The organism is Paenibacillus qinlingensis (genome assembly GCF_013204845.1).
Lineage (GTDB): Bacteria > Bacillota > Bacilli > Paenibacillales > NBRC-103111 > Paenibacillus_E > Paenibacillus_E qinlingensis.
On record NZ_JABMKY010000024.1, the window covers coordinates 75,147 to 88,443 of the forward strand.

Below are 13,297 nucleotides of genomic sequence, written 5' to 3' on the forward strand. Positions count from 1 at the left end.
TCCCATGAACTCAGTTGAGAGGTAGGATAACTATTTAGGAGGTCGATCAGGAAATTCTGATTGGCCTTTTTCACTAGAAACATAGACATTATGTTATAATCGGCTGAGAGGGGTGAGTCAAAATGAAAGCGATTACTTTGATGAAGTCGATGTGGACTTTTATCATCATCATAGCTTTATTAATAGCAGTTATTGGGACGAATTTCTATCAGATGTTTGCTCTGAAGGGGACCCTTGACCATGTTAAGACGAATTGGATGCCGAGTATTGCTAGAATTGTAGTGATGCAAGAGCTCATTACTCAGGAAAGAGTTCTCCTGCATAAAATGTTACTTGAAACGGATAAGAATGCCCTTCTTACCGTAATCACCTCTTATCAGGATATTCGTCGACAGTTTGATGAGAAGTATCGAAGCTATGAGTTTTTCATCAACTCTGAAAGTGAAAGACAGATTTATTTGGAAGTGTCAGATAAAACGATAGATTACTTGCAGAAGGGCCAGCTTATCATCGATGCTGTCCAATCCGGTAATTACATCATGGGCAAGAGCTTGTTGGACATGCTTACACCGAGTCGAGAACAAGCCGATGCAAGTTTACAGAAGTGGATTGATTATAATTTGATGGGAACCCAAAAGGATGTAGATCGCACATCCAATCAGCGTGAGTTAGTACTTTGGATGGCGAGCATTTCTACGATTGTGGCGATTGCCATTGGGGCAGCTCTTGCCTTGCAGACGCGTTCTGTGAGAAGGAAGGGCGAACGGAAGTTGATGAAGGAGAAAGAGAAAGCTCAAAGCTATCTCGATCTCGTGGATGTGATGGTTGTGGTGCTGGACCGAGACTGCCGGATTGAGTTGTTGAATCGGAGAGGCTGCGCCATGCTGGGTTATGAGGAAGCGGATCTCATCGGTAAGAATTGGTTTGAGATTTGTGTGCCGAAGGATCAATGGGATGTAAGAAAGCGATACTATCAGGGGATCATGGATGGCAACCCAGCGCTTGATTACTACGAGTCCGTGATCATCGTCAGCTCAGGTGAAGAGCGCCTTCTCGGATGGAATAATAATTTGATATGGAAAGAGACTGGTGAGATTGGCGGTGCTATTCTTGCGGGTGTCGATATTACCGAACGTAAACAGGCTGAAGAGACGCTGAATCAGTATAAAGATCATCTTGAAGTATTAGTGGAGGAACGCACATCTGAGTTGGAAACTAAGAACCTGCTTCTTGCTGATGCCAAGGAGTCCGCTGAATCTGCCAACCGGGCGAAGAGTGAATTTCTGGCGAATATGAGCCATGAAATCCGCACGCCGATGAACGCAATTATCGGACTCAATTATTTACTGCAGCAAACAGATCTAACCGAGCGGCAGAAGGATTACGTAGGGAAGACGGTACTTTCGGCCAAAAGCTTGTTGACGATTATCAGTGATATTCTCGATTTCTCGAAAATTGAAGCGAAGAAGATTGTTCTGGAGCGCATCGATTTTGATTTGTATGAAATTATGAGCAATATATCGAATATCATCGGATTTTCGCTGTATGAGAAAGGGTTGAAGCTGCACTTCTCCATCCATCATGAGGTACCTCAAGTCTTGAATGGCGACCCATTCCGATTGAATCAAGTTTTACTCAATTTGGTGAATAACGCTTTGAAATTTACGGATGAAGGTGAAATTGAGATTGCGGTAAGTGTTTCTTCACAAGATGAAAGTGGAGTTTCGCTTCGATTTGAAATACGGGATACAGGCATTGGGATGACACCTGCGCAGCAAGCGTTATTGTTCCACGGATTCACACAAGCGGATATGTCAACGACCCGCAAATACGGGGGAACAGGCCTAGGTCTAGTCATTAGCAAGAGTATCGTAGAGTTGATGCAAGGGGAGATTCATGTCGAGAGCGAACTTGGGAGAGGGAGTTCCTTCATCTTCACAGTGAAGTTCGAAGTAGGCTTGGAACATTTATTCAGTGCGCCAGTAGCGTCCTATTTGAAGTTTCTGCGCGTGCTTCTCATTTGCGATGACGAGGAAATGCGGCTTGTTCTGAAGAGTCAATTGGAACAGTTCCAATTTATTGTGAATGCCGTAGATTCTGCTCAAAGCGCACTGGAACAAATTAGCGTAAGCTGCCGTTATGATCTGGTTATGATTGATTGGAACCTTCAGGATGAGAAGGCACACGCCTTGGCGGAGAAAATAAAGCTGGAGTATGCGACACCTGTGCAAGTTATCGTACTGATCAGTTCGTATCATGAATCGGAGCTTGGGCTGAACTCTCAGACGTCGTCTGTGAAAAAGGTGCTCTACTATCCAATGAGCCAGTCTCAGTTATATAACCAAATAACGAACTTGTTCCAAGAACAACTACAGATGAAGATCCAATCGCCACAGGGTGAGAATGAAGCCAAAAAACTGCACATGCTCCGTAACAACGAGGTATTGCTAGTGGAAGACAATGAAATCAATCAACAGGTGGCACAGGCCATTCTTCAGGAGATGGATATTCGTGTAGACGTAGCAGAGAATGGCATCGAAGCGCTGAAGAGAGCGTCAACTAAGCGATATGATGCGATCTTAATGGATTTGCAGATGCCCTTAATGGATGGGTTTGAAGCCACTAGAAATATCCGAGATTTTGATCAAGAAACACCGATTATTGCAATGACAGCCGATGCGATGCAAGGGGTTAAAGAACAAGTGTTGGAAGCAGGCATGGATGCTTATATTTCGAAGCCATTTGAACCTATTCAGTTATTTAGTGTCTTACAGCGGACGATTCAGAGCTCGCGAGTGAGAGGGTATGCAGAAGTCGCAGCAGCGAAGCAAATCGAGGCTTTGCCTGCACTGAATCCAGAAGAGGCCCTGGGACGTCTGGGACAGAATACGAACCTCTATGAGCGAATATTAAACAAGTTTGTTGTGAACCATGCGAATGCCATAGAGGGGATGCGTGAGGCGATTAAGGAAAAAGACTTCTCCGAAGCTCTGCTACTTGCTCATACGCTGAAAGGTGTAGCTTCCAACATCGGAGCAACACCGCTCAGTCATACGTCGGATGAGCTTCAAACGGCGATCCATCAGGGTTCTATCGGGTTGCTCGAGGATCTTTTGGAAACCGCGGAGAGCAGGTTGGCGCAGGTTAATGAAGCTATTAAAGGGTATTTGGCAGCAAATGCGCAAGAAAAATAAAGAGTGGTAGACTAATGCTAATCAAAGAAACAGCAGCAGCTATGGACGAGAAATGAAGTCCTAGGCTGCCGCTGTTTTTATTTTTCATGTGTAAGATAAACCCTTTACCAGAGATCCCATTCGTTTGGGGATTATTTCATCTATACGAAGAGTTACAGGCAAAATATGCGGGGATGCTCTTGTTTGACCAGTATCATGGACTTGTTTAACCAAATTATCCATAAATGGACGAGCGAATTTGAAGCTGACTATCCCCGGTTCATGGCTGTTTCGCCCGTACGAGTTATCTCAACTATACCGTATGGATGGAGCAGTTGAAGGAATGCATCATTTTTTTCTGGATCACCAACGATTTGCACAATTATTGTACTTAGGCTCACATCGATAACGGAGCAGCGGAATGTTTCCGTTAGGCTTTGAATCTCCGAACGTTTGGAGGGCTCCATTTTGAGCTTTACCAGCATTAGTTCGCGGCTCACTAGCGCTCTATCTTGCAGTTGGATAACATGTAGAATATCGATCAATTTGTTTAGCTGGCTGCACATTTGTTGAAATTGTCCATCGTCCCCTCTGGCAACAACGATCATACGCGAAAGCCCTTCCTGTTCGCATGATCCAACAGTAATGCTCTCGATGTTATAGCTTCTCCGTGAAAATAAACCCGCCACTCTCTGTAGCACGCCCGGCGTATTATTCACCAAAACCGACAGCAGTCTTCTATTTTCCATCTGTTTCTCCTCCAATATCGGGTCCCAGAATGATATCCTGCAATCCTTTTCCTTGCGGGATCATTGGATAAACAAGCTCGTCACGAGGGATGATAAAATCGATCAGCACAGGTCCCTCAGTTGACAAAGCCTCTTGCCACACACTCTCGGCTTGTGCCGGGGTTTCCGCTCTAAGACCCTTGACTCCATAAGCTTCAGCTAGCTTGACAAAATCCGGGCTGCCGGACAAATCGATATGGCTATAGCGCCCCTCATAGACCAGTTCCTGCCACTGACGAATCATGCCGAGGGTTCGGTTGTTGAGAATGATGATTTTCACGGGAATATTGTGTATTGAACAGATTGCAAGCTCTTGGGAACACATCTGTATTCCGCCGTCACCATTTACAGAGATGACGGTGGTGTTCGGGTTGCCGATTTGTGCTCCAATTGCTGAAGGAAAACCGAAGCCCATCGTCCCCAATCCTCCTGATGTAATCAGGGAACGGGGCTTCCGAAACTGGTAATACTGTGCTGTCCACATTTGATGCTGCCCTACATCTGTTGTAATGATAGCCTCTCCACCCGTCGTCCGCGAAATCATTTCAATCACATATTGTGGCTTCAGCTCTTTATCGGATGACTTGAACCGAAGCCTGTAGTCCGTTTTTAATTTCTGGAGCTTATCGGTCCATTCCTTCTTCTCTACATTATCGGCGGGAATACTTCGATTCAGTTGCTCCAAGACCACCTTGGCATCACCTATTATTGAGATCGCGGTAGGTACTAATTTGGCAATTTCCGCCGCATCTATGTCGATATGAGCTACCTTCGCTTGGGGTGCAAAGCTGTCCAGCCTCATTGTGACACGATCGTCAAAGCGGACCCCGACGGCAATTAAAAGATCGCATTGCAGCAGAGCCTGATTCGCCGCGTAGGTGCCATGCATGCCGGGCATGCCCAACCATAACTCATGCTCCGCCGGTATTACTCCCAATCCAAGCAAGGTTGTTGTCACTGGCGTTCCCGTGCGCTCTACGAAACCAAGGAGAGCTTCACTGCCTTCAGCTTGAATGACGCCCCCTCCTACTAGCAACAGTGGTTTTTTACTATCCTTTAAAGCTGAAGCAAGCCGCACTACGGCGTCTTGATCGACAGTTAGCGATTCAAGCTCAGTCGTATAACCTGGAACCGAGACTTGATCGGGTAATATGAATTCCGTCATGGCTGCGCTTATGTCTTTAGGGATGTCAATCAGAACGGGACCTTTACGTCCGGTTGCGGCAATATGGAACGCCTCTTTGATAGTTCGAGCAAGATCGGACACTTGCTGAACCAGATAGCTGTGCTTAGTTATTGGCTGGGTGATGCCAACAATATCAACCTCCTGAAACGAATCGGTTCCAATCAGGTCAGACGATACATTGCCGGTAATTACGACAAGTGGCACCGAGTCCATATAGGCTGTTGCAATACCGGTCACCAAATTAGCAGCACCAGGACCGGAAGTCGCCATGACAACTCCTGTCTTGCCAGTGGAGCGAGCATAGCCATCCGCAGCGTGAATTGCCCCCTGCTCGTGGCGTGTCAGCAAGTGGCGAAACTCCGGGTTATCATGCATCGCATCATAAATGTACAAAACCGCCCCTCCAGGATATCCGAACACACATTCAACTCCTTCCGCAAGCAACGTGCGCAATAGAATGTCTGATCCCGAAAGCATTTCTCCTGCTCCTTTTACAGAGCTGTGCCTATTTCCTGATATAATATTCATTTACAATAACCTCCTTGTCATTCCGCTTTCTTAACGGTACTACAGAAAAGTCGAGTTGAGGCTACCCTTTCGTTTACGTTGAGGGTATACTTTTAGATAAAAATATAGCGAAATGGAGTGATGATGCTATGCGGCAAACGATCGGTGAGCGGTTGAACAATCTTATGTTCGACCAATTCGTGGGGCGTTCGTTCGAGACAGGGCTTTTTCAGCAATTTGTGAACACTCTCTCCGACCGGACGGAACGGATTCTCAACGTGTTCGGGACAGCTGGCATTGGCAAAACTTATTTGCTGACCTGCTTGGCCTTGATAGCTGAAGAAATGAATGCTATTCCCATACAGGTTAATCTGCAGGAGATAAACGGCGATTCCGCAGCATTTGATCGGGCTGTTCTGCATGGAATGGAAACAGTCATGAATCATAACAATGAGACAGCATCTAGTCAGAGCCTTCAGGAGCTCAATCGATTGCCCGAAGATAAAAAGGTTGTACTACTGATTGATGGATACGAGGAAGCAGGCGCTCTCGACTACTGGATGCGTACCTGTTACTTTCCTCACTTGCCTACGAATGTCCTTATCGTTGTGGCAGGACGTTATCCGCTTGAGGGACCCTGGAGGTTTTCTGCCTGGAAGAAGCTGATCGTACGGCTGCCGCTTTCTTCGCTAACCTACGAGGAGATTCGGCAGTATTTGCTGCATTGGGGAATTACAAGCGAGGAGGCAATAAATGCCGTATGGCTTCGGACGTTAGGTCATCCACTTGCCGTCTCTCTGCTTGCTCCTGCACCCAATGAGTTGGCAGGATCGCTGGACTTCTCCTCTCTTGCCGAGAAAGAGCCAATAGAAGCCATGTTGGATCATTGGCTGCTGGAAGCATCAAATGATGAGCTTCGACGGTTGTTATTTGCTTCTTCCGCAGTACGAACCTTCCATCAAGAACTGCTTGAGGAGTTACTCGGGAATCCGATCAGCACTGCTGCCTTCGATCAGTTGATCAAGCTCTCCTTCGTGAGCCGTTCGACGGGTGGATGGCGGCTACACGAGATTGTTTGGGAAAATATGCGCCGAACATTCCGCGAGCGCATGCCGGAACAGTTCGAACAGTATAATCGAATCGCAGTTGCCTTCGTTGAGAAAAAAATTGAAGACGGCATTACGCGAGGAAAGAACATTTCGAAAGAGCTTGCTGAGCTGCTGCATTACACCGGCAACCCAATCCTGAGAGCACACTACCGCCATTCGCATTCCTCGCCGAATTATCGCGAACCGCTTAATGCACAAAATTCGCAGGAACTTGAAGCATATATTGCAGGAAGAAAAAAACGCCCCAGTGCATGGAATGTCCTCTGCTCTGACCCGGAATCGCAGGCGTTATACCGATTCTCTTTTACACCGGAAGAAAGCCTGCTCCGATTGTCGGCAGTGAACTGGTCGGACGCGCTAAACATATCAGACTGTAATTGGTCCGTTCAATTGCTGCGTAACGTTGCGGGACGTATAATTGGCGTATTTACAGTTGTGGCGGTAAATTCGCAAACATGGGACTATCTCGCATCTGCCGCGGTTTCAAGAGCGTTATTCCAGTCGATGCCCCAAGATCAACGGCAGCAGTTGTCCGTTGCTGCTGCTCAAGGTAGGGCTTGGTATTTACTAAGCGTTGATGTAGAGGATCTGGAAAACGAGCAAATTCGCTCGGACATCATCATTCATCTATTCGAATATGTATTGGCGGGCAATCTGATCGTAGCCTCTCCTCCTCCGCTGGACTATTATGAACAGGCTATGCTGGGACTCGGGTTCAAGAAAATTCAGGGAGCGGAGCACAATGACTACAGGATGCCGAGACCGGCTTCAACCTACTGGTTGGATACGCGAAATGACAAGCTAAGAGCTTATGTGAAGCGAATGATCGGAATGAAGGGAGACGACTCAAGACAGCTCTCGCTTCCTGATAAAGTCCATCCGAATAATCCCAAGGTTCATCTGAACGAGCTAACGAAACGAGAAAGGGATGTGGCTCAGCTTCTTTTGGCAGGAAGTACGAATAGAGAGATTGCTGCCTCTCTTTATATCAGTGAGGCAGCGGTTAAGAAGCATGTGAATGCAATGCTGGCAAAATTCGGACTGAAAAACCGAACTCAGCTGGCATCAATATTGCTGGGCGGCGAGACGAAAAAGCAAGGTGGGCTTATTGAATAGCTCCTTGCTTATTCGTTGATGCGTTTCGGTCGCATCTTTGTTATTTTCTATTTAATCTCACCATTAATGCTACTCTCCGCTTTACCACCATTTGTGATAAGGTTCATATTTCGAGGGCTGCCGAGAATCAGAGCAACTTAATCTGACTCCGATACTCACTCGGCGAGACGCCATACCAGCGCCGAAATTGCTTGGAGAAGTACAGCGGGTCATAGAAGCCTACTGACGCCGCGATCTGCTCGATGGTGAGTTCCAGCCGTTCCCGCAGCAGCAAGCGTGCTTTGTCTACGCGCAGCTTAAGCAGGAACGTTACCGGCGTCACCTTGGTGTGTCGCTTGAACATGCGCGATAGATAAGCACGATTATAGCCCAAGCTCTCAGCCATCATCTCGATGGTGATGGGCTCCGCATATTGTGTGGATAAGTAGTGAATCGCTTGCTGTACGATGCGGTCGCTTTCGTCTTCCGCGACCAATCCTGTTACCACGGGGGCAGATAGGGCTTCGCAGTATTCGCCCAGCAATAAGCTGAGGTAGCCTGTGGCCTTGAGCTGCGCGTTCGATTTCTTGGATTTGAGCGCTTGCTGGATCTGGCGAAAAAGCACAGGGATGTGCCGTTTGCGCGAAATATGGATGATGGGGTTCGCTGGCGTGAGGCCCGCCTCACTGACGAGTTTCGCTACCTGCGTGCCCGTAAAGGCGATCCAGCAATAGCGCCACGGTTCGATCTCATCGGAGACGTAGCTAATTAACTGTTCGGGCTCTATGACGAAACTGTCGCCAGCGCCAATTGCATACTCTTCTCCATGTGAAGAGAATACGCCGCGACCCGATATGACATAATGAATTAAGTAGTAGTCATATACTTTCGGTCCCAGGCGATGCTCAGGCTTGGTCTGGCTTTCCCCTGCGAATAACACCGTGAAATCGCTCTCCCCAGCCCGAAGGGGGTTCGATACGACATAATAGCTCTCTGGCTTATTCATGACGTTTTCTCATCTCCGTTCGAAGTCCATTCTTTTCTTCCACTGTATCATAAATCTAACATGAAACGGAATCCATAAATCACATTTTTCCATGTTGAAATAACATGCCTCCATAGCCAATCCATGGCATATCTTTTATACTTAAGCTACAAACTTACACAAGCAACATTTCGAACAGCATTCAAACAAACATCCAACACCACTAAAGGCGGTGCCACACATGGCAGATTTGCAAGCACTTAAAGACACGTTTATTGAAATTTACGGAGAAACGGCTGCGAAAATCGCAGTATTTCACGCTCCTGGTCGAGTGAATTTGATCGGCGAGCACACGGATTACAACGGCGGTTACGTATTCCCGGCAGCTCTGACGTTCGGAACGACCTTGATCATTCGTCCTAGACAAGATCGTGTAATCGGCTTCGCATCTACGAATTTGGCACTACGCAAACAAATTTCCATAGACGACTTGTCCTACCAAGAAGAAGATGATTGGATCAATTATCCGAAAGGGATCTTCGTACACTTAGCGAAGGCAGGTTTTCCAGTGACGCAAGGTTATGATCTTTTGTTCCACGGTGAAATCCCGAATGGTGCAGGTCTTTCCTCCTCAGCTTCCATCGAGGTTGTGACAGCTTTCAGCTTGCTGACATTAGAAAAATATCCGATCGATACGGTGAAAATCGCGCTGCTTGCGCAAGAAACAGAGAACCAATTCGTTGGCGTGAACTGCGGCATCATGGATCAATTCGCTGTAGCAAATGGTAAGAAAGACAACGCGATCCTCTTGATGTGCGATACGCTCGAGTATCGTCATGTTCCTTTTCAAAGCGGCAGCTATAAGCTTGTGATCGGCAACACGAATAAACGTAGAGGTCTCGTCGACTCCGCTTACAATGAGAGAAGAAGCCAATGTGAGCAGGCAGTTACTTACTTGCAAAAGCAATTCCCAGACATCACGCTGCTTGGGCAATTGACCCTTGAGCAGTTTAACGAATATAAACACCTGATCCCAGACGAAACGGTTCGTCGTAGAGCTGAGCATGTTGTTGAAGAGATTGATCGCGTTTTGAAATCCATCGAGGTACTTGAGAAGAATGACCTTGAGTCCTTCGGTAAGTTGATGATCGGTTCCCACGATTCCCTGCGCGACCTGTATGAAGTAACGGGCTTGGAGCTGGATACGATGGTTGCAGCGGCATTGAAGGTGCCAGGTGTGTTGGGTGCACGGATGACGGGCGCAGGCTTCGGTGGTTGTACAGTTTCCTTGGTGCATGAAGACAGCGTTCAGATGTTCATCGACCAAGTAGGCGCAGAGTATACGGGCATTACAGGGCTTACACCAAGCTTCTATGTTTGCGATATTGGCAACGGTGTAGAGCAACTTGAGGAGGCGTTGTAAAATGGCAATTCTAGTTACAGGTGGAGCGGGCTATATTGGATCGCATGCGGTAGCAGAGCTTCTGGCCAAAGGTGAAGAAGTCGTTATCGTCGATAACTTGCAGCAAGGTCACAAGGACGCAGTGCTAGGCGGTAAACTATACGTTGGCGATCTGCGCGACAGTGAGTTCATGGATACGGTTTTTACTGAAAATAATATCGATGCCATCATTCATTTTGCAGCGAATTCACTCGTTGGTGAGAGTATGACCAATCCAGCGAAATATTACCACAATAACGTGTACGGAACCCTATGTTTACTTGAAAAAATGACGCAATACGGCGTGAAGCGCATCGTATTCTCCTCAACGGCTGCTACGTATGGCGAGCCTGAGAATATTCCAATCCTCGAAAGCGATCGTACCTTGCCAACGAATACGTACGGAGAGACGAAGCTAGCGATGGAAAAAATGATGAAATGGTTCGATACTGCGCATGGTATCAAATATGTGTCGCTGCGCTACTTTAATGCAGCTGGCGCCCATGCAGGTGGCAAAATTGGGGAAGACCATAGCCCTGAGACGCATCTGATTCCGATTATTTTGCAGGTAGCGCTGGGTCAAAGAGCGCATATCTCGATCTTCGGCGAGGATTACGCAACAGAAGACGGTACTTGCGTTCGTGACTACATTCACGTTAGCGATCTAGCGAGTGCACACGTGCTTGCGGTAGAGAAGCTGCGCGGCGGTGCGGACAGCAACATTTATAACCTTGGGAATGGCACAGGCTTCTCGGTGAAGCAAGTGATCGATATCGCGCGCAAAGTCACAGGGCATGCAATCCCAGCGGTTGTTGAACCTCGTAGAGGGGGAGATCCGGCAACGTTGATTGCATCTTCAGAACGTGCAAGAGCCGAGCTTGGCTGGAAGCCAGCGTTGGATTCCTTGGAAGCGATCATCGAGAGCGCGTGGAACTGGCACCAGAAGCACCCGAAAGGGTACGCGGCTGAAGTGAACGTTTAACGCGCCGCGAGGTTGAGGTTCTCATAAGAAAGGGAAGTGGCAATATGGAACGCACATTACAAACGCCGCAATCTGCAGCGTTAACAATAGAAAGACTTCTGCAATTCGCTACTCAGAATGGGTTGATCGAACAGCTGGACGTCTATACTTCACGCAATGCCTTGCTGGATTTGTTCGGTCTGGCGGAGCCTTTCCAAGGGGAAGTGCCTGCGGAGAAATTGAACAGTCCCGTTGGCTTGCTGGAAGAGCTGCTGGATGCCGCTTGGGAAGCAGGACTACTGGAAGAGAACACGATGACATACCGCGATTTGCTAGACGCTCGCATCATGGGACTCATGATGCCTCGTCCTTCCGAAGTGGTAAGTGAATTCTGGAAAATCGCCAAAACGCAGAGTGTGGAAGCGGCGACGGCTTATTTCTACAAGCAATCCATTGATTCCAACTACATTCGTATGGATCGTATTGCCAAGAATGCTTATTGGCGTGCTGAAACGGCGTACGGGGATTTGGAAATCACGATCAACCTCTCCAGGCCGGAGAAAGATCCGAAGGAAATTGCGCTGCTCAAAACGCTGCCACAAAGCAGCTACCCCCTCTGTCTACTTTGCGTAGACAATCTGGGCTATGCAGGCCGTGTGAATCACCCGGCTAGACAGAATCTGCGCGTTATTCCGCTTGAACTAGATAGTGAGAAGTGGTACCTGCAGTATTCGCCTTACGTGTATTATAACGAGCACAGCATCATCTTCCATGAGAAGCATATTCCAATGAAAACAACGGCAAATACGTTCTACCGTTTGCTGGACTTCATCGAACAGTTCCCGCATTATTTCATCGGATCCAATGCGGACCTGCCGATCGTTGGGGGTTCCATCCTGAACCACGATCATTTCCAAGGGGGACGTCACAAGTTCCCAATGGAAAAAGCGCCAAGTGAGAAAGCATTCTCACATGCGGATTTTGCTGGTGTGAAGGCCGCAATTGTAAAATGGCCGATGTCAGTGCTTCGCCTGAGCGGGCACAACAAGCAACAGCTGTACAAGCTGGCTAGCAAACTGCTCGACGACTGGCGTGCTTACAGCGATGCGGAAGCGGAAGTCCTCGCGTTCAGCGAGAAGGACGGACAGCGGATCCCGCATAACACGATCACCCCGATCGCCCGCAACAATGCGCGCGGTGAGTACGAGCTTGACCTGGTGCTGCGGAACAACCGCACCAGCGCGGAGCATCCGGATGGGATTTTCCATCCGCATCAGCACTTGCACCACATCAAGAAGGAGAACATCGGCTTGATTGAGGTTATGGGGCTGGCGGTGCTGCCAGGCCGCCTGCAACAGGAGCTGGCGGATATCGCCAAGCTGCTCACCGGCGAAGCCGAGCTCAGCCGCGAGCTGAGCGATCCGAGCCATCCGCTGCATAAGCATGCGGATTGGATCGCGGCGCTGCTCGCGAAGCATGGCGCGTCGCTGAAGGCGGACGCGGCGAGTTCGGTGCTGCAGACCGAGGTCGGCAGCAAGTTCATGGACGTCCTGCTCGACGCAGGCGTCTTCAAGAGAGACGAAGCCGGGCAAGCGGCGTTCGGACGGTTTTTGGCTGCGGTGGGCTTCGCGCAGCAGTAGGTTAGAGCGGAATCCCTGGTCGGTGGACCAGGGATTTTTTTGTTGCGCGCGCCGCGAGGTGGCGCGGGGTCAGGGATCCGGGAGTACAGGATCCCTCCCGTTTCCCGTGTCCCGTGACCGGTGTCCCGTGACTTGTGCCCCGTGCTCCTCGCCTCCCATTGCCGACTAACTGGAAAACCTACAGCTAATCCTAAGGAAAACGTTTGAGTTTGGAGATTAACTGGAAAACCTACATCTAATTTCCTTCGATTATCCAATGTGGGGCTATATGGGAGGAATTAGATGTAAAAAATCCAACTAATCCAAAATTTGTGAGGAAAATGGAAAAATTGGATGGATATTTTCCATCTAATTGGTGGCCGAGCTACTCAAATACTCCGAATCCATCACCAGACGCACCAAATCCGACCCA

General features: G+C 48.4%; 8 protein-coding genes. 5 read left to right on the top strand and 3 right to left on the bottom strand.

The genetic code is table 11. The annotated features are described in order from the left end of the window. The first annotated feature begins 122 nt into the window (after nucleotides 1–122). A complete protein-coding gene (locus tag HQN88_RS29970) occupies nucleotides 123–3,194 on the top strand; it encodes a response regulator (RefSeq protein ID WP_173119254.1) in 3,072 nt (1,023 codons plus the stop codon). A 248-nt stretch (nucleotides 3,195–3,442) separates the two neighbouring features. On the opposite strand, the gene ilvN is transcribed toward HQN88_RS29970, so the two are convergent. Together ilvN and ilvB are read right to left on the bottom strand one after the other, a co-directional pair. After that, the gene (ilvN, locus tag HQN88_RS29975) at nucleotides 3,443–3,922 is read right to left on the bottom strand and encodes an acetolactate synthase small subunit (RefSeq protein ID WP_173119255.1); all 480 of its coding nucleotides are present in this window, start codon (nucleotides 3,920–3,922) and stop codon (nucleotides 3,443–3,445) included. Further along, a complete protein-coding gene (gene ilvB / locus HQN88_RS29980; RefSeq protein WP_173119256.1) occupies nucleotides 3,912–5,675 on the bottom strand; it encodes a biosynthetic-type acetolactate synthase large subunit in 1,764 nt (587 codons plus the stop codon). Before ilvB ends, ilvN begins: the two co-directional genes overlap by 11 nt. Nucleotides 5,676–5,803: 128 nt before the next feature. On the opposite strand from ilvB, the gene HQN88_RS29985 reads away from it, so the two are divergent. Continuing rightward, nucleotides 5,804–7,879 carry a LuxR C-terminal-related transcriptional regulator gene (locus HQN88_RS29985; protein ID WP_173119257.1) on the top strand — a complete coding sequence of 692 codons (2,076 nt, stop codon included), beginning with the start codon at nucleotides 5,804–5,806 and terminating at the stop codon, nucleotides 7,877–7,879. Between the two features lie 127 nt (nucleotides 7,880–8,006). Here HQN88_RS29985 and HQN88_RS29990 read toward each other — a convergent pair whose 3' ends face one another. Beyond that, the gene (locus HQN88_RS29990; RefSeq protein WP_173119258.1) at nucleotides 8,007–8,864 is read right to left on the bottom strand and encodes an AraC family transcriptional regulator; all 858 of its coding nucleotides are present in this window, start codon (nucleotides 8,862–8,864) and stop codon (nucleotides 8,007–8,009) included. 220 nt (nucleotides 8,865–9,084) lie between these two features. Between HQN88_RS29990 and HQN88_RS29995 the strand changes: the two genes are divergently transcribed. Genes HQN88_RS29995 through HQN88_RS30005 form a run of 3 tightly spaced genes read left to right on the top strand, consistent with a single transcriptional unit; the run spans nucleotide 9,085 to nucleotide 12,885 of the window. Further along, nucleotides 9,085–10,266 carry a galactokinase gene (locus HQN88_RS29995; protein WP_173119259.1) on the top strand — a complete coding sequence of 394 codons (1,182 nt, stop codon included), beginning with the start codon at nucleotides 9,085–9,087 and terminating at the stop codon, nucleotides 10,264–10,266. A 1-nt stretch (nucleotide 10,267) separates the two neighbouring features. Next, complete coding sequence (gene galE, locus HQN88_RS30000) at nucleotides 10,268–11,266, top strand: UDP-glucose 4-epimerase GalE (protein WP_173119260.1); 999 nt, start codon at nucleotides 10,268–10,270, stop codon at nucleotides 11,264–11,266. Nucleotides 11,267–11,310: 44 nt separating this feature from the next. Continuing rightward, complete coding sequence (locus tag HQN88_RS30005; protein ID WP_173119261.1) at nucleotides 11,311–12,885, top strand: UDP-glucose--hexose-1-phosphate uridylyltransferase; 1,575 nt, start codon at nucleotides 11,311–11,313, stop codon at nucleotides 12,883–12,885. Nucleotides 12,886–13,297: the final 412 nt, after the last annotated feature.